The 20,548-nt window shown below is 61.2% G+C and carries 21 protein-coding genes; 12 read left to right on the top strand and 9 right to left on the bottom strand.

From position 1 onward, the window contains the following. The first annotated feature begins 14 nt into the window (after positions 1–14). From AC1RGE_RS01775 to AC1RGE_RS01765, 3 genes are read left to right on the top strand one after another with little or no spacing between them, the layout of a single operon-like run. The gene (locus AC1RGE_RS01775; protein WP_492583122.1) at positions 15–929 is read left to right on the top strand and encodes an alpha/beta hydrolase; all 915 of its coding nucleotides are present in this window, start codon (positions 15–17) and stop codon (positions 927–929) included. Between the two features lie 57 nt (positions 930–986). Beyond that, complete coding sequence (locus AC1RGE_RS01770; protein WP_492583120.1) at positions 987–1,916, top strand: alpha/beta hydrolase; 930 nt, start codon at positions 987–989, stop codon at positions 1,914–1,916. Between the two features lie 12 nt (positions 1,917–1,928). Beyond that, positions 1,929–2,567 carry an SDR family oxidoreductase gene (locus tag AC1RGE_RS01765; RefSeq protein ID WP_492583118.1) on the top strand — a complete coding sequence of 213 codons (639 nt, stop codon included), beginning with the start codon at positions 1,929–1,931 and terminating at the stop codon, positions 2,565–2,567. A 581-nt stretch (positions 2,568–3,148) separates the two neighbouring features. On the opposite strand, the gene AC1RGE_RS01760 is transcribed toward AC1RGE_RS01765, so the two are convergent. Further along, positions 3,149–3,403: a bacteriocin immunity protein gene (locus tag AC1RGE_RS01760; protein WP_492583116.1), complete on the bottom strand. Its 255-nt coding sequence runs from the start codon at positions 3,401–3,403 to the stop codon at positions 3,149–3,151. Between the two features lie 486 nt (positions 3,404–3,889). Here AC1RGE_RS01760 and AC1RGE_RS01755 point away from each other — a divergent pair, with 486 nt between their 5' ends. Then, entirely contained in the window at positions 3,890–4,324 is a 435-nt protein-coding gene (locus AC1RGE_RS01755) for a YfiM family lipoprotein (RefSeq protein WP_308936267.1), read from the top strand. A gap of 37 nt (positions 4,325–4,361) precedes the next feature. Here AC1RGE_RS01755 and AC1RGE_RS01750 read toward each other — a convergent pair whose 3' ends face one another. The 7 genes from AC1RGE_RS01750 to AC1RGE_RS01720 form a co-directional block, all read right to left on the bottom strand. Further along, complete coding sequence (locus AC1RGE_RS01750; RefSeq protein WP_492583114.1) at positions 4,362–4,934, bottom strand: hypothetical protein; 573 nt, start codon at positions 4,932–4,934, stop codon at positions 4,362–4,364. 170 nt (positions 4,935–5,104) lie between these two features. After that, positions 5,105–5,353 carry a hypothetical protein gene (locus AC1RGE_RS01745; RefSeq protein WP_492583112.1) on the bottom strand — a complete coding sequence of 83 codons (249 nt, stop codon included), beginning with the start codon at positions 5,351–5,353 and terminating at the stop codon, positions 5,105–5,107. A 338-nt stretch (positions 5,354–5,691) separates the two neighbouring features. Continuing rightward, entirely contained in the window at positions 5,692–6,216 is a 525-nt protein-coding gene (locus AC1RGE_RS01740) for a hypothetical protein (protein ID WP_492583110.1), read from the bottom strand. A 222-nt stretch (positions 6,217–6,438) separates the two neighbouring features. Then, on the bottom strand, positions 6,439–6,987 hold the full coding sequence (locus AC1RGE_RS01735; protein WP_011060642.1) for a cupin domain-containing protein: 549 nt from the start codon (positions 6,985–6,987) through the stop codon (positions 6,439–6,441). 251 nt (positions 6,988–7,238) lie between these two features. After that, positions 7,239–8,519 (bottom strand): NAD(P)/FAD-dependent oxidoreductase, encoded by a 1,281-nt coding sequence (locus tag AC1RGE_RS01730; RefSeq protein WP_125063140.1) that lies wholly within the window; start codon positions 8,517–8,519, stop codon positions 7,239–7,241. A gap of 55 nt (positions 8,520–8,574) precedes the next feature. Further along, complete coding sequence (locus AC1RGE_RS01725; protein WP_492583108.1) at positions 8,575–10,065, bottom strand: aldehyde dehydrogenase; 1,491 nt, start codon at positions 10,063–10,065, stop codon at positions 8,575–8,577. A 33-nt stretch (positions 10,066–10,098) separates the two neighbouring features. Next, positions 10,099–11,475, bottom strand: coding sequence for a glutamine synthetase family protein (locus tag AC1RGE_RS01720; protein WP_492583106.1), 1,377 nt, complete (start codon positions 11,473–11,475; stop codon positions 10,099–10,101). 266 nt (positions 11,476–11,741) lie between these two features. Here AC1RGE_RS01720 and AC1RGE_RS01715 point away from each other — a divergent pair, with 266 nt between their 5' ends. From AC1RGE_RS01715 to AC1RGE_RS01680, 8 genes are all read left to right on the top strand, one after another. Continuing rightward, on the top strand, positions 11,742–12,497 hold the full coding sequence (locus tag AC1RGE_RS01715) for a gamma-glutamyl-gamma-aminobutyrate hydrolase family protein (RefSeq protein ID WP_011060638.1): 756 nt from the start codon (positions 11,742–11,744) through the stop codon (positions 12,495–12,497). A gap of 232 nt (positions 12,498–12,729) precedes the next feature. Next, positions 12,730–13,872 (top strand): ABC transporter ATP-binding protein, encoded by a 1,143-nt coding sequence (locus AC1RGE_RS01710; protein ID WP_011060637.1) that lies wholly within the window; start codon positions 12,730–12,732, stop codon positions 13,870–13,872. A 44-nt stretch (positions 13,873–13,916) separates the two neighbouring features. Beyond that, positions 13,917–14,798, top strand: coding sequence for an ABC transporter permease subunit (locus AC1RGE_RS01705; protein WP_162865010.1), 882 nt, complete (start codon positions 13,917–13,919; stop codon positions 14,796–14,798). Next, entirely contained in the window at positions 14,795–15,691 is an 897-nt protein-coding gene (locus AC1RGE_RS01700) for an ABC transporter permease subunit (protein WP_011060635.1), read from the top strand. The genes AC1RGE_RS01705 and AC1RGE_RS01700 overlap by 4 nt, the downstream gene beginning before the upstream one ends. Before the next feature lie 136 nt (positions 15,692–15,827). Continuing rightward, on the top strand, positions 15,828–16,925 hold the full coding sequence (locus tag AC1RGE_RS01695; RefSeq protein WP_072442416.1) for a polyamine ABC transporter substrate-binding protein: 1,098 nt from the start codon (positions 15,828–15,830) through the stop codon (positions 16,923–16,925). Between the two features lie 348 nt (positions 16,926–17,273). Further along, complete coding sequence (locus AC1RGE_RS01690; RefSeq protein WP_492583104.1) at positions 17,274–17,798, top strand: DUF2867 domain-containing protein; 525 nt, start codon at positions 17,274–17,276, stop codon at positions 17,796–17,798. 24 nt (positions 17,799–17,822) lie between these two features. Beyond that, positions 17,823–18,992, top strand: a complete 1,170-nt coding sequence (gene solA, locus AC1RGE_RS01685; RefSeq protein WP_492583102.1) for an N-methyl-L-tryptophan oxidase — start codon at positions 17,823–17,825, stop codon at positions 18,990–18,992. Between the two features lie 169 nt (positions 18,993–19,161). After that, positions 19,162–19,602: a CBS domain-containing protein gene (locus AC1RGE_RS01680; protein WP_011060630.1), complete on the top strand. Its 441-nt coding sequence runs from the start codon at positions 19,162–19,164 to the stop codon at positions 19,600–19,602. Between the two features lie 24 nt (positions 19,603–19,626). Here the strand turns inward: AC1RGE_RS01680 and AC1RGE_RS01675 are convergent, their stop codons facing one another. Next, positions 19,627–20,538 carry a LysR family transcriptional regulator gene (locus AC1RGE_RS01675; protein ID WP_011060629.1) on the bottom strand — a complete coding sequence of 304 codons (912 nt, stop codon included), beginning with the start codon at positions 20,536–20,538 and terminating at the stop codon, positions 19,627–19,629. Positions 20,539–20,548: the final 10 nt, after the last annotated feature.

The following is a 20,548-nucleotide window of genomic DNA, read 5'->3' as shown; positions in this document are numbered from 1 at the left end:
CTGGAGCCACCCTCATGCAAAACGTCCGCATTCAAACCCTCAACGGCCAGGGTGTCACCCTTGCTGCCGTGATCCACCAGCCTGCTGGTTTCGATGCCGGCAAACAGTATCCGGCCATTGTCGTCGCCCATCCGGGCGGCGGGGTGAAGGAGCAGGCTTCTGGCCTCTATGCACGGAAACTGGCCGAGCAAGGGTTTCTGGCCATCGCTTTCGATGCGTCCTTCCAGGGCGAGAGCACCGGCCAGCCGCGCCAGCTGGAAAACCCTTATATCCGCACCGAGGACATCAGTGCCGTGGTCGACTACCTGACCACCCTGCCCTATGTCGACAGCAGCCGTATCGGCGCCATGGGCATCTGCGCGGGCGCTGGCTACACCGCCAACGCCGCCATCAACGACCGACGCATCAAGGCCGTTGGCACCGTAAGTGCGGTGAATATCGGCCAGATGTTCCGCAACGGTTGGGAAAATACCGTCAAGGATGCCGATGCGCTGGCGTATATCGAACATGGCTCTCTGGCCCGTACCAGCGATGCCAACGGCACTGAGCTGGCCACGCTGCCATTGGCTCCGACGCGCGAGGAAGATGCTCCGAACGAGGAGCTGCGCGAAGCCTGGGAGTATTACCACACCCCACGCTGCCAGCACCCCAACGCCCCAGGTTTCATGACCGCTCGCAGCCTGCCGCAGATCATCACCTACGACGCCTACCACAAGGCCGAGGCCTTCCTCACCCAGCCGATCCAGATCGTGGCGGGCAGCCAGGCCGGCAGCAAATGGATGAGCGACGACCTGCTCGCCCGCGCCGCCAGCGGTGACAAGCAGATGCACGTGATCGAAGGCGCCAATCATATGTCGCTGTACGACCAGCAGCCCTACGTGAACGAAGCCGTCGCGGTACTGGCCAAGTTCTTCCAGAGCCGCCTGTAACCCAACTTTCCCGATAATGCCGGTGTGGTTCGCGCCGGCTCACAGGAGCTTCAAACCATGACCATCCTCAAGCATGTCACCTACCGCAACCTGGGCTGGGATTCAGCCGCCGACCTCTACCTGCCGCCAGGCTTTGACGAAGGCAAGCAGTATCCGGCCATTGTCAGCACCCACCCGATTGGCAGCTGCAAGGAGCAGACTTCCGGCAATATCTATGGCCGCCAGCTAGCGCAGGAAGGCTTTGTGGTGCTGGCCTTCGACGCTAGCTTCCAGGGGGCCAGCGGAGGTGAGCCACGCTTCATGGAAGACCCGGCGATTCGCGTTTCCGACATCCGCTTCGCCATCGATTACCTGGTGAGCCTGCCCTATGTGGATGCTCGGCGCATCGGCGCCATCGGCGTGTGCGGAGGCGGCGCCTACACCGTCAACGCGGCCAGTACCGACCATCGCATCAAGGCGCTGGCCTCGATCACCGGGGTGAACCTCGGTCGGCTGATGCGCGAAGGCTTCAGCCAGTTCGAACCGGTTGGCGCACTAGAGGCCATGGCGGCCCAACGCACGGCAGAGGCCAAAGGCGCGGCTCGTCAAGTGATCAACTACCTGCCGGACTCTGTCGAGGCCGGCAAGCAGGTCGGTATCAGCGATATCGACGTACTGGAGGCCACCGACTACTACAAGTCGGCCCGTGGCCAGCAACCCAATGGCGCCACCAGCGGCCTGTTCTCCTTCAACAGCGCGGCCATGGCCTGGGACGCCTTCGCCCATGCCGAGACCCTGCTGACCCAGCCGTTGCTCGTGGTGATCGGCGACAAGCCCGGGGGCTTTGGCGCCTACCGCGATGGTTGGGAGGTCTACGGTCGCGCCGCCTCGAAGGCCAAGCAGCTATTCGTCGCCGAGGGCTGGTCGCACTACGACCTGTACGACCAGCCCGAGCCGGTCGCCCTGGCCATGGCGCAGATCGTGCCCTTCTTCAAACAGCATCTTTAGAAGGCAGTCATCATGAAACAGGTATTGATCCTCGGCGCCACTGGGCAAATCGCCAAGTGGGTAGCCCGTGACCTGGGAAACCACACCGATGTGCAGCAGACCCTTCTGCTGCGCAACCCACGAAAACTCTCCGGGCTGGAACCAGCCAATGCGCAGGTGGTGATCGGCGATGTACTCGACAAAAAGCTGCTGCGCCAGGTGATGGTCGGGCAGGACATCGTCTACGCCAACCTGATTGGCGAAGACCTGGATAGACAGGCCCTAGCCATCATCGCCGCCATGCAAACCGCCGGAGTCAGTCGTCTGGTCTTCGTGCTGTCACTGGGCATCCATGACGAAGTGCCTGGCAAATTCGGCGAATGGAACCGCGCCATCATCGGCGAGGATCTCAAACCCTACCGCCGCGCTGCGCACGCCATCGAGGCATCTGGCCTGGAGTACAGCATCCTGCGCCCGGCCTGGCTGACCGATGAGGAAGAGGTGGACTATGAAATAACCGCCAGGGGCGAACCGTTCAAGGGCACCGTGGTATCGCGCAAGAGCGTGGCAGACCTGATCGTCAAGATCATCACCTCACCTGATCTGCATGTGGGCGCCAACCTGGGCGTGAACAAGCCGAACACTGACGGCGACAAACCGTACTTCATGTAAAGCTCGAGTGGACCATCCCGTTGCTGGCGGCACCTGCTGTCGTAGCAGCACGGGTGCTGCTGGCAGTTTCCCGGGTCGAAGGTGGCGGGCGCGCTCGCTGCAAAGCGAGCAGCCCCGCACCCAGCCGATAACGGGTGAATTTGGCACAGTGGTGGTGGGTTTCTCCCGCTGGAGTAATGCCAAACTGGCTGTGCACCACGTTGCCCAGTGCTTCTATGCGCAGCGCGTTGAGCGAAAGGCACCGGCCTACGAGACAACAGCAAGGAGGCGGTTGTTGAAAAAGCCCTCCCCCTGAACACATCAGGCACTGAGTTCCGTGCGTTTTGGGACTGGAAATCCCCAGTGCCGTTTTCAACCGGGGATGCACGGCAAAGCCGACCCCGGTGCAGTCGATCCCTGAGAGGCCGTTGCTGGTATGAGTACGGTCTTTAGTGAAGCTCCACGAAAAACCATTGCTTATCGTCGTCAAACAGCCGGATGGAAGAGACGGTTCATGCGCCACGACGATACTTGAAGCACGTCAGGGGGAATCGAATCGTCTTTGATCGTGAGGGCGTCTCTTGATGGGGATGGCGCTTCAATCAGTCTTTCTTGAATCCCGGCAATCCCTGGGACATGCGCCATTCCTTGACTGTCTTGGCAACACCTTCGGCGGAGTTATCCGCGCCCGGGTCAGGGTGGAAAATCAGATCGTAGCCATCTGGATGGCCTGCGAGCGTGCTGAACTGTTCAAGCAACTCGCCTAGCTCAGCGTCCGTCCCGCCCTTGTTGACGACCCGTATGTTTTTGACCAGGGAAATGAATTCGGCTTCAGTAAACTCAGAAGTATCTTCCATGCGGTGCTTGTTTTCTCTTGTAAAGGCCAATGTGACTGCTGAATCGCCCCTGGTTCTGTAAACGCGGGATGACCGTTGTTGACCGATAGCGGCCGCTCATGACCGACCGCTATCGGCCAAAAGCAGCCATTCAGTGCTACACAAAATCAGGGACGATTCAGGCAGAGCGCGGCTCTTATGTGTAATGACGGAACAGTTCGCGGTCGACAAAAAGCGTCTTGAGGATGTTCAGTCACAGTTAATCTGAGCCGAAAGTCGAGTGAATTGCGAGCGCGGCGGTTTTCGTTTGCAAGCCGTTACAGCTATACACTTTGATAACCTGACGCCTTGCCCTGGATAGGGCTCAACGCGTAAAGTGAGACTTTTCTTATGGACTGCAAGCGTCTAAACATAAGCCAGCATTGGGATGGATCTGCGGATGCTTGAAATTCTAAGCCGTGACTCAAGGCTTAATTTCTTAACTTAGATGGGATAGAGGGCGTTGTGATGGATAAGTTAGCTAAAGGATTCCTGTTGGGAGTAATCATCCCATCTGTACTGCTTTTGAATGGGTGTAGTTCTATTGCTCAGTCTCGTTGGGAAGGGCGAGATGCCCAAGAGGCACTGAATTTATTTGGCAGACCCGATTCGATGAAAAAAGAAACAGGCCCAAACGGCGAAGTTCTAGCTGTGCTTACTTGGTATAAGTCTTCAAGTTGGACGAATACTGAAGCAGCAGGAACTTCAATGAATCACACTAGCAATGGCATGGTGTATACCGAGAAGTACGAAACGGTTAGTCATAGCTCAGACTGCAAGCTTGAAGCAACGGTGAATAAAGCCAAAAAAATTGTACTCTTTAGAATTGAGGATGGACGTATCCTTCATGGTAAGTGTACCAACGTCTCTTACGTCCCCGGATACATTCCCCCTGGCTTTTAAAGCTGAACCACAGCAATTTTTTATCATGAGCTACTTCTTACAAGGACTTTGCAGGTTTTTGGTTGCCTAATATATCGTCCAGTTCATCCATTGGGCTTTTCGGTGGTGCTTGCAAATCCGTAATGATATCAAGCATTTTCATTTGGTTGAATTTGCCCAATGAGATAAATCCGTTAAATTGTCGATCCTGTGGATTGCACACAAACGCAAACGTATTTAGAATCGCTTTATCATAATCGAGTGTTAGCCATTTATTTGAGACCTTTAAGTCTCGGCGGGCGTTGTTTGTTCGATCGATTGATGTTCCTTTAAGAAAGCGGGCTCTTTGCTTGGAGCACTGGACTTCAACTGTATAGACATCTGCCAATGGCTTGGATGAATCAGCGAAAATTTGGTTAACTTCTACAGACTGAAACCCACCCGCCGTTTTACTCCTTGGTGTCATGGAATTTAGATCGGCAACAAACACTATGTTGTTTTTCCCCGTGCCTATGCTCAAAACTCTCCACCAATCGCCAATGGGGCTCGCGTTATCAGCTATCGCTGAAGCGGAGGCCGTAAGTAGCGTTGTAAGTATTGCGTAGTTTTTAAATCTCAAAAAAAATGACATACTGTTACCCAATCTCCTTGATTAATTTTATGCCCATCTATAGTAAAATAAGTAAACCTCCACAAAATAGCACCTAGTCAAACGTCTCTGCAACAAGTCGATCTGGCCGGACGTTATCAATCTCATCGACCCGATACAGCGAGTAAACCCAACGGATAGGCATGATCAAGCTACGCCTGTGGCACGCTATTAGCGTTGGCCATGACGCAGATATTCTCGTGGATAGCTTCCACTCGTTTGCGCTGGCCGGCACTCGATGCCTTGAGCTTGGCTAAAACCTGTTTGGTGAAATCGGCGTTTTCACCAATCATCTCAAGCGCGCCACGAACGATACTCCCTACCTCTGGCGAGCCTTGCTGCTCCAGCTGCAGTGTCAACTCCATTAAAGCTGCCTCCAAGGCGAGCTGGTTGGTGTACATTCTCTCTCAAGTACATCGCGCATCGAATAATCACCAGGCGTCGCGTCGGCTCCCTCCCAAATAAATAGAAGCACAGTACCGGTAATGCCCTTGTCAGGCAGTGATTTGAACTTGCTTAGAAATTGCTACAACGCGAAAGGAATATAGCTGCTGAGTGCGGAAAGCCGGGGTGTTGGTGAAGGACTCCGCCCAATCCATCATCGGAGCGATTAACCGACTCGTTGTGGCCGGTAGCTGCCCTTTGCGAGAGGGACCTATCGGCCAATAACTGCCCTTCGCAGATGGGCAGCAGTCGGCCGAAAGCCGCCCTCCCCGAGAACGTTTTTCACCCATGGTTTTCATTGGATGACGGTCACGAAGCTGGTTTCAATGTCGACGCATGCCGGCGGGAGCGTATTGACCAGCATGGCGGCCTCGTCGCCCTGGTTAAGAAAAATAAGGAAGTCTCCGGACTCAAACTCGATCCTAAATCCGACTAGCCGAGATACCTGGCCCTTGAGGCCATCGAGAATGCCCTTAACCTCGAGAACTTTCTCGCCTTCGAGGTCGGACGCTGAAAGCGCTGGCAGGAGGTTTTCCCTCTTCCAGGCGCAAGTCACGCCAGGCTCTATCTCGAAGGAAGCAGGTGTGTTGATGGGGTATATATCAGCCCCTACACTCTCTCCATCACTCAAGAGGTACATGGATATCACCTCTTGCCCGCCAAAATGCCATTCAATAGAGCCGACATCTCCCAGGCTCCTTTCTCCGTTGAAATAGTACTGGTCATGCATCAGCACGCTCAGGCGCTTGCCCACCAGCAAACGTGCATTGTGCAAGTCCTGGGCTGCTCTCGTAAGAGAAGAGCAATAGCGGCTATCCATTAGGCACCTCATCTACGTCGGGAAAGGCAGACGCCACGCAGGCAATGCGACGCTCGCTCCTGACCGACAACGACCACACAAGAATGCTGCTTTTGAGTCGATAGCAGCCCCTTGTGCACACGCCAGCCCGCGGGGCGTGGGCTCGAAAAAACAAAGCCTGCGACACAAGGCGCAGGCTGGATAGGATTGCAGCAGGCAGTGCCGGATCAGCCGCCCAGCCGCTTAGAAGTTCGCCGGGGTGTTGGCGCTGATGATTTCCGCCTCATCCTGGCCAATGTTGCGGAAGCTGTGGGGCAAGGTGGTGGGGAAGTAATAGCCATCCCCGGGGTTGAGCACGCTGACTTGCCCGTCCACGGTCAACTCCACGGTGCCGCGGGTCACCAGGCCGCACTCCTCGCCTTCGGCATGCACGATGGCTTCTTCGCCGGAGCTGGCGCCGGGGGCGTATTGCTCGCGCAGAAAGCGCATCTGCCGGTTGGCCACCGGGGCGCCGATCATCAACAGGCGCAGGCCGTCGCGGCCCAGGTCGGGCTGTTCGTTGGCGCGGAACACGTATTGGTGCTCCCGGGGCGGTTGGTCGAAGGTGAAGAAGTCGGCCAGGGACATGGGGATGCCTTCCAGCAGCTTTTTCAGGGAGCTGACGGAGGGGCTGACGCGGTTCTGTTCGATCAGGGAGATGGTGGCATTGGTTACGCCGCTACGACGGGCCAGCTCGCGCTGGGAGAGTTTGTAGCTTTCGCGAACGAGTTTGAGTCGGGTGCCCGTGTCCATAACAGCCTTATGTGAGAAGTACTTAAGGGTATTTTTGCGGCGGTTGGGTCGCGAACGTCGCGATTTGGCTGCCCTGGAGCCTGAAAAGGCGGCTATTTAAACATGTTTGACAGGCAAGCTGTAAAGACTGGCGATGAGGGGTGCCGCGGGGGAAATGTGGGCGTTGTCGGGGGGGCGTCGGGAGGTCCTGCGGACCTCGTCGCAGCCTGCGGCAGCGGCTACAGGGTGGAGGCTGTAGCCGCGGTGCACATTCAGATGCCGAAGCGGTCGCGCAGGGCGTAGTACGCGGCGCCCATGGCGGTCAACGGGGCCTGGAAGGTGCGCCCGCCGATCATCGGCATGTGCGGCAGGGAGGCGAAGGCGTTGAAGCGTTCGGCGTCGCCGCGGATCATTTCGGCAATCAGCTTGCCCGCCAGGTGCGAACAGGTAACACCGTGGCCGCTGTAGCCCTGCATGTAGTAGGCGTTCTTTTCAATACGGCCGAATTGCGGCATGCGCGACATGGTCAGCAGGAAATTGCCGGTCCAGCGGTAGTCGATCTTCACGTCCTTGAGCTGGGGGAAGGTCTTGAGGATCTTCGGCCGGATCAGTTGCTCGATGTCGTCCGGCTCCCGGGCGCCGTAGACCACGCCGCCGCCGTACAGCAGGCGGTTGTCGCCGGTCAGGCGGAAGTAGTCCAGCAGGTAGTTGCAGTCTTCCACACAGTAGTTGTTGGCGATCAGGCTGCGGGCCAGTTGTTCCGGCAGTTGCTCGGTAACCACGATCTGCGAACCACAGGGCATGCTCTTGCGGGTGACGCGGGGGTCGAGGTCCTGCTGCAGGTAGGCGTTGCCGGCGATCAGCAGGTACTTGGCCCGCACCACGCCTTTGGCGGTACGCACCACGTTGGGTTCGCCGTAGGTGATTTCCACCGCCGCCGACTGTTCGAAGATCTTGCCGCCCAGGCCGATGATGGCGCTGGCTTCGCCCAGGGCCAGGTTCAGCGGGTGGATGTGGCCGCCCTGCATGTCCAGCAGGCCGCCGATGTAGTTCTTGGTGCCGACTTCGCGGTCGATCTGCGCCTTGTCGAGCATCTTCAAGTTGTTATTGCCCAGGCGCTCCCAGTTGCGCTTCTGTTCCGCCAGGCCCTTGAGCTGCTTGTTGTTCAGGGCGGCGAAGATGCCACCGGGGCGGTAGTCGCACTGGATGTCGTAGTGCTGGATGCGCTGGCGGATGATGTCGGCGCCTTCGAAGATCATGCTGCCGAGCACTTCGGCGCTTTTTTCGCCGTAGCGTTCTTCGATCACGTCCACGTCGCGGCTGTAGGAGTTGACCAGTTGCCCGCCGTTGCGCCCGCTGGCGCCGAAGCCGACCTTGGCCGCTTCCAGCACGGTGACGCTGTAGCCGGCTTCCGCCAGGAACAAGGCCGAGGACAGGCCGGTGTAGCCGGCGCCGATCACGCAGACGTCGCACTCCACCAACTCTTCGAGTTGCGGGTAGTCGGTGGTCTGGTTGCGGGTCGCCGCGTAGTAGCTGTTCACGTAGGTTTGCATGAGAAATTCCCCAGCGGGTACGGGCCCAGGCCCGCCGCCGCTGTTGTTATAAGAGTTAGAGCTTGATCCAGGTCGCTTTGAGCTCGGTGTATTTGTCGAAGGCGTGCAACGACTTGTCGCGGCCATTGCCGGACTGCTTGAAGCCGCCGAACGGCGCGGTCATGTCGCCACCGTCGTACTGGTTGACCCACACACTGCCGGCCCGCAGGCCACGGGCAAAACGGTGGGCGCGGCTGAGGTTGGCGGTCCAGACCCCGGCCGCCAGGCCGAAGATGCTGTCGTTGGCGATCTGTAGCGCCTCTTCTTCGGTATCGAAACTGATGACCGACAGCACGGGGCCGAAGATTTCTTCCCGGGCGATGGTCATGGCGTTGGTCACGCCGTCGAAGATCGTCGGCTCGACATACAGGCCGCCGCTGCTTTCCAGGGTGCGGACACCACCGGCCAGCAGTTGGCCGCCCTGCTCCTTGCCGATCTCGATGTAGCGCAGCACGTTGTCCAGCTGGCGCTGGTCAACCACGGCACCAACCCGGGTCTCGGGGTCGAGGGCGTGGCCCGGCTTCCAGCCCTTGAGGGCCTCCACCAGCAGGGGGATGAACTGCTCGCGGATCGAGCGCTGCACCAGCAGGCGCGAACCGGCGGTGCAGACTTCGCCCTGGTTGAAGGCAATGGCCGCAGCCGCTGCTTCGGCTGCGGCGCGCAGGTCCGGGGCATCGGCAAACACCACGTTGGGGCTCTTGCCACCGGCTTCCAGCCACACCCGCTTCATGTTGCTCTCGCCGGCATACACCAACAGTTGCTTGCCCACGGCGGTGGAGCCGGTGAAGGCCAGCACGTCCACATCCGTGTGCAGGGCCAGGGCCTTGCCGACGGTGTGGCCGTAGCCCGGCAGGACGTTGAACACGCCTTTGGGGATGCCGGCGTCCAGGGCCAGCTGGGCGATGCGGATCGCGGTCAGCGGCGACTTTTCCGACGGTTTGAGAATGAACGAGTTGCCCGCCGCCAGGGCCGGGGCGAATTTCCAGCTGGCCATGATCAGCGGAAAATTCCACGGCACGATGGCCGCCACCACGCCTGCCGGTTCCCGGGTCACCAGGCCCAACTGGTCGTGGGGCGTGGCCGCCACTTCATCGTAGAGCTTGTCGATGGCTTCGGCGTTCCAGCGGATGGCGTTGGCCGTAGCCGGAATGTCGATGGCCATGGAGTCGCCAATCGGCTTGCCCATGTCCAGGGTTTCCAGGAGCGCCAGTTCTTCCTGGTGCGCCAGGATCAGGTCGGCGAAACGAATCAGGATGCGCTTGCGCTCGGCCGGCGCCAGGCCCGACCACACGCCACTGTTGAACGCCTGGCGCGCCACCGCCACCGCACGATCGGCATCGGCCTGATCGGTGCTGGCAACGTTGGCCAGGAAGCGCCCGTCCACCGGGCTCAGGCATTCAAAGGTCGCGCCGCTGGCGGCGGCGCAGTACTGGCCGTCGATAAAGGCACGGCCTTCGAGGCTGAGGGACTGGAAGTGCTGCTCCCAGTCGCTGCGGGATTTAGTCATGGCAAATACTCAATACAGGAGGCGACACGGTCATCAGACCGTGTGCAGGTACCAGTTGTATTCCAGGTCGGAGATGGAGTTTTCGAACTCCGCCAGCTCGCTTTCCTTACAGGCCACGAACACGTCGATGTACATCGGGTCGATGTACTTGGCCATCACTTCGCTGTCGTCCAGTACGCGCAAGGCGTCACGCAGGTTGGTGGGCAGGCTTTGTTCGTTCTGCTCGTAGGAATTGCCTTCAACCGGCGCGCCCGGATCGATCTTGTTGGTCAGGCCGTGGTGAATACCCGCCAGCACCGAAGCCATCAGCAGGTAAGGGTTGGCGTCGGCGCCGGCCACCCGGTGTTCGATCCGCACCGCGTCGGCAGAACCGGTGGGCACGCGCACGGCCACGGTGCGGTTGTCGATGCCCCAGGTCGGCGAGTTCGGTACATAGAACTGCGCGCCGAAACGGCGGTAGGAGTTGACGTTGGGGCACAGGAACGCCATCTGCTGCGGCAGGGTGTCCAGCACACCGCCGATCGCATGGCGCAGGGCCTCGTTGGTCTCTGGGTCTTCGCTGGCGAAGATGTTGTTGCCCTGCTTGTCGAGGATCGAGATGTGCACGTGCAAGCCATTGCCCGCCTGGCCCGGGTAAGGCTTGGCCATGAAGGTGGTGTCCATTTCATGGTCGTAGGCGATGTTCTTCACCAGGCGCTTGAGCAGCACCGCGTAATCGCAGGCTTTGATCGGGTCGCTGACGTGGTGCAGGTTGACTTCGAATTGTGCCGGGGCACTTTCCTTGACGATGGCGTCGGCGGGAATGCCCTGCTCTTTCGCGCCTTCGAGGATGTCTTGCAGGCAGTCGACGTATTCGTCGAGATCGTCGATCAGGTAGACCTGGGTCGACTGCGGACGCTTGCCGGAGATCGGCGAACGGGGCGACTGCGGACGGCCGTTCACGTTGTCCTGGTCGATCAGGTAGAACTCCAGCTCGAAGGCGGCGCAGATGGTCAGGCCCATCTCGTCGAACTTGCTCACCACCTGGCGCAGCACTTCGCGGGGGTCGGCGAAGAACGGCTGGCCTTCGATCTCGTGCATGGTCATCAGCAGTTGCGCGGTGGGGCGCTTCTGCCAGGGCTCGACGCTCAGGGTGCCGGGGATCGGGTAGCAGATGCGGTCGGCGTCGCCGATGTCCAGGCCCAGGCCGGTGCTTTCCACCGTGGAACCGTTGATATCCAGGGCAAACAGCGAGGCGGGCAGGTTGATGCCCTTCTCATAGACCTTGTGCAGCGCGGTGCGTTCGATGCGCTTGCCGCGCACCACACCGTTCATGTCTGCAATCAGCAGATCGACGTAGAGAACCTCGGGGTGTTTTTTCAGGAAGGCATTGGCTTCATTGAGTTGAATGGCACGCGGGGGGACCGACATGATGCACCTATTGTGTTAATTATTATGTTCACTGCTGTGACACGTCAGCAGTCAACCCGAAAGAAAAACCGGAGTCAATAGCCAACAGCACCCACCATTCGTCAATTATTTTGCCTCGTTAAAGGTTGATACACCGCGCAATCCGCGCCGCCTGCGGGTTTCAAGCAGAAAATGTTTAGAATTTTTTACACGGAAGTTGTTAATTAAAATCAACGAGGATAAGCTCTGGAAAAACTCGTTCCAGCGTGAATTTCGAGGTGATAAAAATGGCATTCAAGCCATTGATCGGCGTTACTGCGTGCGTCAAAGAGATCGGCCTGCACCCCTACCACGTCAGCGGCGACAAGTACTTGCGTGCTGTCAGCGTCGCGGCCGAGGGCCTGCCCCTGATCATTCCTTCCCTGGCGGATCTGATCGACATCGACGATCTGCTGCGGCAAGTGGATGGGCTGCTGTTTACCGGCTCGCCCTCCAATGTCGAACCCTTCCATTACCAAGGCACTCCCAGCGAGCCGGGCACCGCCCACGACCCGCAGCGCGATGCCACCACCCTGCCCCTGCTGCGCGCGGCGATTGCCGCCGGCGTGCCGGTGCTCGGCATCTGCCGCGGCTTCCAGGAAATGAACGTGGCCTTCGGCGGCAGCCTGCACCAGAAGGTGCATGAACTGCCGGGCTACATGGACCACCGCGAAGCCGACGATCCGCGCATCGAAGTGCAGTACGCCCCGGCGCACCCGGTGGCGATCCAGCCCGGCGGTGTGTTCGAGGCCATGGGCCTGGGCGGCGAGATCCAGGTCAACTCGATCCACAGCCAGGGCGTCGACCGCCTGGCCCCCGGCCTGCGGGTCGAGGCCGTGGCCCCGGACGGCCTGATCGAGGCGCTGTCGGTGGAACACAGCAAGGCCTTCGCCTTCGGCGTGCAGTGGCACCCGGAATGGCAGGTGCTGTCGAACCCGGCCTACCTGCGGATCTTCCAGGCCTTTGGCGACGCCTGCCGGCAACGGGCCGCACAACGGCGCTGAACCACCGGCCGCGGCCACAACCCAGACGATTCATCACGCCCTGCCCCGCGGCGAGCGCGCCTGTGCGCGCCCGTCGTCCAGCGTGAGCAACACACGGCAAGACCACAACAACAAATAGCGTCAGGCCGCCAGGGAGGCAGCGCCGAATCAGCCCGCACTCACTGCGGGCTGGCAATCAACCTTTAGGCCCGGCCGAATTGATCGGGCTGCTGACACCTGTTGGGAGTTTCACATGGCAAACGCCTCCAGCACTTACCGCAAGGCCCTCGAAGGCACTCCGAGCCCGCAGAAGGTCCTGGTCAAGATCGACCGCGTGACCAAGAAGTTCGATGAAACCGTGGCCGTGGACGATGTGTCCCTGGAGATCCACCAAGGCGAGATCTTTGCCCTGCTGGGCGGTTCCGGCTCCGGCAAATCCACCCTGCTGCGCATGCTCGCCGGCTTCGAACGCCCCACCGAAGGCCGCATCCTGCTGGATGGCGTGGACATCACCGACATGCCGCCCTACGAGCGGCCGATCAACATGATGTTCCAGTCCTACGCCCTGTTCCCCCACATGACCGTGGCCCAGAACATTGCCTTCGGCCTCAAGCAGGACCGCCTGCCGGCCAGCGAGATCGACGCCCGGGTCGAGGAAATGCTCAAGCTGGTGCACATGACCCAGTACGCCAAGCGCAAGCCGCACCAGCTCTCCGGTGGCCAGCGCCAGCGCGTGGCCCTGGCCCGCTCCCTGGCCAAGCGCCCCAAGCTGCTCTTGCTGGACGAACCCATGGGCGCCCTGGACAAGAAGCTGCGCTCGCAGATGCAACTGGAACTGGTGGAGATCATCGAGCGCGTGGGCGTGACCTGCGTGATGGTGACCCACGACCAGGAAGAGGCCATGACCATGGCCCAGCGCATCGCCATCATGCACCTGGGCTGGATCGCCCAGACCGGCAGCCCGGTGGACATCTACGAAGCGCCGGTGAGCCGCCTGGTGTGCGAATTCATCGGCAACGTCAACGCCTTCGACGGCACCGTTACCGAAGACCTGGAAGGCTACGCCATCATCGACTGCGCGGACCTCGAGCAGCAGATCTACGTCGGCCACGGGGTCAGCACCTCGGTGCAGGACAAGTCGGTGACCTACGCCATCCGCCCGGAAAAGATGCTGGTCACCACCCTCAAGCCCGATGCCCGCTACAACTGGTCCAAGGGCAAGGTGCATGACATCGCCTACCTGGGCGGCCACTCGGTGTTCTACGTCGAGCTGCCTGGCGGCAAGATTGTCCAGTCGTTCATGGCCAACGCCGAGCGTCGCGGCTCGCGGCCAACCTGGGATGACGAAGTCTACGTCTGGTGGGAAGACGACAGCGGCGTGGTACTGCGAGCATGAGTACATCGACCATGAGCACTTTCAATCAGAATCTGTTCCGTATGCTGCCCAGCGGTCGCAAGCTGGTGATCGGCATTCCTTTCCTCTGGCTGTTCCTGTTCTTCATGCTGCCGTTCTTCCTGGTGATGAAGATCAGCTTCTCGGAAGCGGCCCTGGCGATTCCGCCCTACTCGGAGATCTACAGCTACGCCGAACAGAAATTCCAGCTGCTGCTGAACCTCGGCAACTACGCCATGTTGGCCGGCGACGAGCTGTATTTCTCGGCCTACCTGGGTTCGCTGAAGGTAGCCCTGCTGAGCACCCTGATGTGCCTGGTGGTGGGTTTCCCCATGGCCTATGCCATCTCCAAGGCCAGCAAGGAGGCGCAGAACGTCTTGCTGCTGCTGATCATGATGCCGACCTGGACCGCGATCCTGATCCGCGTCTACGCCTGGATGGGCATCCTCAGCAACAACGGCCTGCTCAACAGCTTCCTGATGTGGACCGGGCTGATCAGCCAGCCCCTGGAAATCCTCAACACCAACACCGCCGTCTATATAGGCGTGGTCTACGCCTACCTGCCGTTCATGGTGCTGCCGCTGTACGCCAACCTGGTCAAGCATGACCAGAGCCTGCTGGAAGCCGCTTCGGACCTGGGTTCGAGCAACTTCAACAACTTCTGGAAAATCACCGTGCCCCTGGCCAAGAACGGCATCATTGCCGGCTGCATGCTGGTGTTCATTCCGGTGGTGGGCGAGTTCGTGATTCCGGAACTCTTGGGCGGTCCGGAAACCCTGATGATCGGCCGCGTACTGTGGCAAGAGTTCTTCAACAACCGTGACTGGCCGGTGGCCTCCGCCCTGGCGGTGGTGATGCTGGCGATCCTGATTATCCCGATCTTGCTGTTCAACCGCAGCCAGGCCAAAGAGATGGAGGCACGGGCATGAAACGCTTCGAATTTTCCAAACTGATGCTGGTGCTGGGCCTGCTGTTCATCTACCTGCCGATGCTGATCCTGGTGATCTACTCGTTCAACGCCTCCAAGCTGGTGACAGTGTGGGGCGGCTGGTCGATCAAGTGGTACGTCGGCCTGCTGGACAACCAGCAACTGATGGGCTCGGTAATGCGCTCCCTGGAGATCGCCTGCTACACCGCCATTGCCGCGGTGGCCCTGGGCACCCTGGCGGCCTTCGTGCTGACCCGGGTCACCCGTTTCAAGGGCCGCACGCTGTTCGGCGGCCTGGTCACCGCGCCGCTGGTGATGCCGGAAGTGATCACCGGCCTGTCCTTGCTGCTGCTGTTCGTGGCCATGGCGCAATTGATCGGCTGGCCCATGGAGCGCGGCATCGTAACCATCTGGATCGCCCACACCACATTCTGCGCAGCCTATGTAGCCGTGGTAGTCTCCGCGCGCCTGCGGGAGCTGGACCTGTCCATCGAAGAAGCGGCCATGGACCTGGGAGCGCGACCGTTCAAGGTGTTCTTCCTGATCACCATTCCGATGATCGCGCCGTCACTGGCGGCCGGCGGCATGATGTCCTTCGCCCTGTCCCTGGATGACCTGGTACTGGCCAGCTTCGTTTCCGGCCCGGGTTCCACCACCTTGCCGATGGAAGTGTTCTCGGCGGTGCGCCTGGGGGTCAAGCCGGAAATCAACGCCGTGGCCAGCCTGATCCTGCTGGCGGTGTCCCTGGTGACCTTCCTGGTCTGGTACTTTGGCCGCCGCGCCGAGGCCGCCCGCAAGCGGGCGATCCAGGAGGCCATGGACTTCACCGCCAACGAATCCTGGCAGCCACCGGCAGCGAAAAAACCTGCGGTACGAACACCTGCGACGGCCTAACCGCCTCTTCGCCAGCAAGCTGGCTCCTACGGATGACCCAAACCTGTAGGAGCCAGCTTGCTGGCGAAAAAGGCTCACCCCGAACCCTCGAGTTGCACACGCAGCAATCTGCACAATAAGAAATGGAGTTGTAGTGATGAAAATGCTTGGCAGGACTCTGCTCTCACTGTCCTTGATGGGCGCAATGGTTACCGGCGCTCAAGCCAACGACAAAGTGCTGCGCGTCTACAACTGGTCGGACTACATCGCCCCGGACACCCTGAAGAAGTTCGAGGCCGAGACCGGCATCCACGTCACCTACGACGTCTTCGACAGCAACGAAACCCTGGAAGCGCGCCTGCTCACCGGCAAGTCCGGCTACGACATCGTGGTGCCGTCCAACAGCTTCCTGGCCAAGCAGATCAAGGCCGGGGTCTACCAGGAACTGGACAAGTCCCGCTTGCCCAACTGGAAGAACCTCAACCCGGTGCTGCTGAAAAACGCCTCCGCCAGCGACCCGGACAACGCCCATGCCTTCCCCTACATGTGGGGTTCGATCGGCATCGGCTACAACCCGGACAAGGTCAGGGCGGCCCTGGGCGCCGACGCCCCGACCAACTCCTGGGACCTGCTGTTCAAGCCGGAGAACGCCGAGAAGCTCAAGGCCTGCGGCATCAGCTTCCTCGACTCGCCCACCGAGATGCTCCCCGCCGCCCTGCACTACCTGGGCTACCCGGTGACCAGCAAGGACAAGGCGCAGATCCTCGAAGCCGAAGCCCTGTTCATGAAGATCCGTCCTTCGGTGACCTACTTCCACTCCTCCAAGTACATCTCGGACCTGGCCAACGGCAACATCTGCGTGGCCGTGGGTTATTCCGGCGACGTGCTGCAGGCCCGTTCCCGCGCCGAAGAGGCCGGCAACAAGGAGAAGGTCGCGTTCAGCATTCCCAAGGAAGGCGCCGGCAGCTTCTACGACATGATGGCCATCCCCAAGGACGCCACCAACGTCGACAACGCCTACCTGTTCATGAATTTCCTGATGCGCGCGGACATCATCGCCGAGGTCACCAACAGCCTGGGCTACAGCAACGCCAACGCGGCGGCCACGCCGCTGGTGGACGAAGCGATCCGCAACGACCCGGCGTCCTACCCGCCCCAGGCCGTACTGGCCACCCTCTACGCAGTACCGGACCAGCCGATCGCCATCCAGCGCGTGATGAACCGCGGCTGGACCAGGATCAAGCTGGGCAAATGACTCAAGCTGCCCGCCGCTGGCGGGCACCGCTCGCCTTTTTCCGTTCACGTCGCGCCTTACCACCGCGACACTCCTGCGAACGGCTTCACCCGGCTCCCTCGGTTGGGGTGAATCCTTGGCGCCTTCGGGCGCCTTTTTTGCGTTCCCTGCAGCCGCTGGCGCAGGCGCGAATGGCTTGGGCGGCATACCGACGCAGCAAACGCAGCGATCCTGAAGACAGCAGAGGGGCCCGCGGCCCCTGTCGCTGCCACAGGCTGCTCCTCGCCTCAGGAAGTGGTATTTTTTGCGACTTCTGGCGTGACTGATCGGCATGAAGCCAAGGCCGCCAACTTTCAGGGAGCTGCACCGATGAAGTCTGCCGTACACCCTTGCCCGTTGCCCCATGACTCCAGCATCGCGGCCCTGGCCCCGGGTGCCACCTTCATCGACTGCCGCCGCACCCTGGCCGAGGACCCCGAACGCAGCGCCATGCGTCACCTGCTGTGCCTGATGAGCCAGACCCCGGCCTGGATCGACCGCCTGATGGGCCTGCGCAACCGCGTGGTGCAGCTGTTCGGCCTCAAGGACCTGGGGCGCCTGACCCACATCGACCTGTCGCGCCCCGACGAGGATTACCAGCCCGGCGACCGGGTGGGTATCTTCACCCTGATTTCCCAGAGCCCCGACGAGGTGCTGGTGGTGGACCGCGACAAGCACCTGGACGTGCACCTGTCGCTCAACCGCCTGCCGCTGGACGCCGAGGGCCGGCGCCCGGTGGTGCTGTCCACCGTGGTCCACCCGCACAACCGCCTGGGGCGCCTGTACATGCTGCCGGTGGCGCCGTTCCACCGGATCATCGCGCCCATGACCCTGGCCACTATCAATAACTGCTGAGCCTTCCATCCCAAGGATCTTGCCGTGCACACACCGGATTTCGATGTTGTAGTCGTAGGCCTGGGCGCCATGGGCGCCGCCACCCTCTATCAACTGGCCAAGCGCGGGGTAAGGGTGGCGGGCATCGACCGCTTCGCCCCGCCCCACGACCTGGGTTCCAGCCACGGCGACACCCGCATCACCCGCCAGGCGGTGGGCGAAGGGGCGGCCTATGTGCCCCTGGCGATCCGCTCGCAGCAGATCTGGCGCGAACTGGAGGCGGAGCTGGATGTGCAGTTGTTCGAGCAATGCGGGGTGCTGGTGATGACCGCCAGCACCGACCCGCAGCGCCCGGCAGGGGCCCGGGACTTCACCGACAACAGCATCGAGCTGGCCCGGCGCTATGGCATCGAGCACCAGGAGCTGGACGCCGCCGAGATCCGCCGGCGCTTCCCGCAGTTCGCCCCGCTGGATGACAGCGCCCGGGGCTACTTCGAACCCGGCGGCGGCTTTGTCCGCCCGGAACGCTGCATCGATGCGCAACTGACCCGGGCCCGGCAACTGGGGGCAACCCTGATCACCGGCCAGACAGTGCTGGAGCTGGACGCCCAGGATGACGGGGTGCACATCATCAGCGACGGCTCGCGGCTGTTTGCCCGACAGGTCATCGTCAGCGCCGGCATGTGGTCGGCGCAGTTGCTGGGGGCGCCCTTCGATTCGCTGTTGCAGGTGTGCCGCCAGCAGCTGTACTGGTTCCGCCTGGATGAGCCCGAGCGCTACCCGGCCCGCTCCCCGAGCTTCATTCTCCACAGCGCCGATGACGTGGACGCCTGCTACGGCTTCCCGCCGATTTCCGGCGAAGGCAGCGTGAAGATCGCCACCGAGCAGTACAGCGCCAGCAGCCAGCCGGACAGCCTCGACCGCCAGCCCAGCAGCGCCGACGCCCAGCGCCTGTTCCACAAACTGATCGCACCCCATATCGCCGGATTGGCCCCCGAGTTGGTGAAGGCCAGCGTCTGTGCCTACACCGTGACCCCGGATTCGGGGTTCATCATCGACCGCCACCCGCGCCTGGCCAATGTCACCGTGGTCAGCGCCTGTTCCGGCCATGGCTTCAAGCATTCGGCGGCGATTGGCGAAGCCCTGGCCCAGCAGCACGTGGACGGCTGCAGCGGAATCGACCTGGAAAGTTTCTCCCTGCACCGCTTCAACTGACGGCAACGGCCCCTTTATCGGGGCCGTGGTGAAAAAAAATCCTCGGGGTGACGTTTTTCGCCGTTTATCTGCCGTTTTCAGCCTTGCTGGTTGGCCGAGTCTCTACGATTCTTTAGAAACCCCTCAGGGCGGCGCATCGCCGCCCCACGTAGAACAACCGGAGCGCCCCATGAAGAGCGTCGCAGAACTGCTGAAACTCAAGGCCAAGCACAACCAGCAAGTGCACACCATCGCCCCGCACCAGATGGTCCTGGAGGCGCTGATGGTGATGGCCGAGAAAAACGTCGGCGCCTTGCCGGTGCTGGAGAATGGCGTGGTGGTCGGGGTCATCAGCGAGCGCGACTACGCGCGCAAGCTGGTACTCCACGGGCGCTCCTCGGTGGGCACCCCGGTCAGCGCGATCATGAGCTCGCCGGTAATCACCGTGGACTCGCACCAGAGCGTGGACACCTGCATGAACATCATGACCGACAGCCACCTGCGCCACCTGCCGGTGGTGGAAAACGGCCAGTTGCTGGGCCTGCTGTCCATCGGCGACCTGGTCAAGGAAGCAATCGCCGAACAGGCCGACCTGATCCGCCAGCTGGAGCAGTACATCCGCGGCGAATGACCCCAGGCCCTGCGCCGCCCTGGCTCACAGGGCGTCACCCGCCGTGAAGAATTGCCGCCCATCGCTCTTGAGCAGATCCAGCAGGGCCTGGGCTGCAGGCGACAGGTAGCCTTCGGCGCGTACCAGCACCACGATGCTGCGGCGCATGCAGGTTTGCGCCAGGGGCACTTCCCGCAGGTGGGCGATGCCCTTGAAGTCGTCCAGGGTTTCCCGGGCCAGAAAACTCAGCAGCCCGGTCTTGGCGATCAGCCGCGGCAACAGGGAGATGGTGTTGGTCTCTATCTGCACCGAGGGCAGCGGCAGTTCATGGCTCTGGAACACGTTGTCGATCCAGCGTCGCGCCGACACCCGGGTGCCCGGCAGCACCCAGCGGTAGGCGCACAAGTCGCGCAGGCGCATGGGCGTGGCGAATATCGGGTGGTCGCGGCTGGCCACCACCACCGCCCGGTCTTCGAACAGGGTGTGGTGGCTCAGGTGCGGGTCGCCTTCGAACATCGGGCAGATGACCATGTCCAGGCGCCCGGAGCGCAGGGACTCGCGCAACAGGTCGTCCTGGCCGATCACCAGGTTCAAGGTGATGTCCGGGGCCCGCTCCAGCAAAGTGGCGGTCATCTGCGGCAGCAGGTGTTCGGCCATGCTGGCAGCACAGCCCAGGCGGATGTTGCCGAGCACGCCGCTGGCGAAGTCCCGCACCTCGCGGTGGGTCTCGGCGATGTTCTGCTGCAGTTGCCGGCTGCGCCGCTGCAGCAACTCCCCCACGGCGGTGAGCTTGATGCCGCGGCCTTCACGCTCGAACAGCTTGGTGCCGAAGGACTCCTCCAGGCGCTGGATGCTCTTGGTCAGCGCCGGCTGGCTGCGATTGAGCTTCTGCGCCGCCCGGCCCAGGTGGCCGAGCTCGGCGATGGTGTCGAAATAGGTCAGGTCGCGCAGGTCCATGATCGATCAA

The organism is Pseudomonas sp. GW823-FHT02C05, from assembly GCF_058797595.1.
The sequence above is the reverse complement of the archived record's forward strand: the minus strand, read 5'-3'. Positions and strand labels throughout refer to the sequence as shown.

What these genes read in the sequence shown, in the direction of transcription:
- AC1RGE_RS01775 (WP_492583122.1), top strand. Translation starts at nt 15, where the DNA reads ATGCAAAACGTCCGCATTCAAACCCTCAACGGCCAGGGTGTCACCCTT.
- AC1RGE_RS01770 (WP_492583120.1), top strand. Translation starts at nt 987, where the DNA reads ATGACCATCCTCAAGCATGTCACCTACCGCAACCTGGGCTGGGATTCA.
- AC1RGE_RS01765 (WP_492583118.1), top strand. Translation starts at nt 1,929, where the DNA reads ATGAAACAGGTATTGATCCTCGGCGCCACTGGGCAAATCGCCAAGTGG.
- AC1RGE_RS01760 (WP_492583116.1), bottom strand. Translation starts at nt 3,403, where the DNA reads ATGGAAGATACTTCTGAGTTTACTGAAGCCGAATTCATTTCCCTGGTC.
- AC1RGE_RS01755 (WP_308936267.1), top strand. Translation starts at nt 3,890, where the DNA reads ATGGATAAGTTAGCTAAAGGATTCCTGTTGGGAGTAATCATCCCATCT.
- AC1RGE_RS01750 (WP_492583114.1), bottom strand. Translation starts at nt 4,934, where the DNA reads ATGTCATTTTTTTTGAGATTTAAAAACTACGCAATACTTACAACGCTA.
- AC1RGE_RS01745 (WP_492583112.1), bottom strand. Translation starts at nt 5,353, where the DNA reads ATGTACACCAACCAGCTCGCCTTGGAGGCAGCTTTAATGGAGTTGACA.
- AC1RGE_RS01740 (WP_492583110.1), bottom strand. Translation starts at nt 6,216, where the DNA reads ATGGATAGCCGCTATTGCTCTTCTCTTACGAGAGCAGCCCAGGACTTG.
- AC1RGE_RS01735 (WP_011060642.1), bottom strand. Translation starts at nt 6,987, where the DNA reads ATGGACACGGGCACCCGACTCAAACTCGTTCGCGAAAGCTACAAACTC.
- AC1RGE_RS01730 (WP_125063140.1), bottom strand. Translation starts at nt 8,519, where the DNA reads ATGCAAACCTACGTGAACAGCTACTACGCGGCGACCCGCAACCAGACC.
- AC1RGE_RS01725 (WP_492583108.1), bottom strand. Translation starts at nt 10,065, where the DNA reads ATGACTAAATCCCGCAGCGACTGGGAGCAGCACTTCCAGTCCCTCAGC.
- AC1RGE_RS01720 (WP_492583106.1), bottom strand. Translation starts at nt 11,475, where the DNA reads ATGTCGGTCCCCCCGCGTGCCATTCAACTCAATGAAGCCAATGCCTTC.
- AC1RGE_RS01715 (WP_011060638.1), top strand. Translation starts at nt 11,742, where the DNA reads ATGGCATTCAAGCCATTGATCGGCGTTACTGCGTGCGTCAAAGAGATC.
- AC1RGE_RS01710 (WP_011060637.1), top strand. Translation starts at nt 12,730, where the DNA reads ATGGCAAACGCCTCCAGCACTTACCGCAAGGCCCTCGAAGGCACTCCG.
- AC1RGE_RS01700 (WP_011060635.1), top strand. Translation starts at nt 14,795, where the DNA reads ATGAAACGCTTCGAATTTTCCAAACTGATGCTGGTGCTGGGCCTGCTG.
- AC1RGE_RS01695 (WP_072442416.1), top strand. Translation starts at nt 15,828, where the DNA reads ATGAAAATGCTTGGCAGGACTCTGCTCTCACTGTCCTTGATGGGCGCA.
- AC1RGE_RS01690 (WP_492583104.1), top strand. Translation starts at nt 17,274, where the DNA reads ATGAAGTCTGCCGTACACCCTTGCCCGTTGCCCCATGACTCCAGCATC.
- AC1RGE_RS01680 (WP_011060630.1), top strand. Translation starts at nt 19,162, where the DNA reads ATGAAGAGCGTCGCAGAACTGCTGAAACTCAAGGCCAAGCACAACCAG.
- AC1RGE_RS01675 (WP_011060629.1), bottom strand. Translation starts at nt 20,538, where the DNA reads ATGGACCTGCGCGACCTGACCTATTTCGACACCATCGCCGAGCTCGGC.